Source organism: Mesorhizobium sp. WSM4884 (genome assembly GCF_029625675.1).
GTDB lineage: Bacteria > Pseudomonadota > Alphaproteobacteria > Rhizobiales > Rhizobiaceae > Mesorhizobium.
The window spans coordinates 1-260 of the sequence record NZ_JARTVO010000074.1; the positions used below are offsets into that span (position 1 = coordinate 1).

Here is a 260-nt window from a genome sequence, read left to right on the forward strand (position 1 = left end):
GGTCGTCCACGAGTTGATGACCAATTCGGCCAAGTACGGCGCCCTGAGCGACAGCCGGGGCCATATCGATATCGAGATGTCGCTCGATTCCTTGCGGCGGCTCCACATCCAGTGGAGCGAGAGCGGCGGTCCGCCGGTCAGGCCCCCGACACGGCGCGGCTTCGGCACGACGGTGATCGAACGCTCGATCCCGTACGACCTCAAGGGTGAGGCCAGGGTCGACTATGCCTTGGCGGGCGTGCGGGCAAGCTTCCTCATTC

Annotated in this window: 1 protein-coding gene; it reads left to right on the top strand. The window is 65.4% G+C overall.

Going from position 1 to position 260, the window contains the following annotated elements:
• Positions 1-260: sensor histidine kinase (locus P9236_RS30725; protein ID WP_278078217.1), on the top strand; the 260-nt coding region annotated here is incomplete at both ends.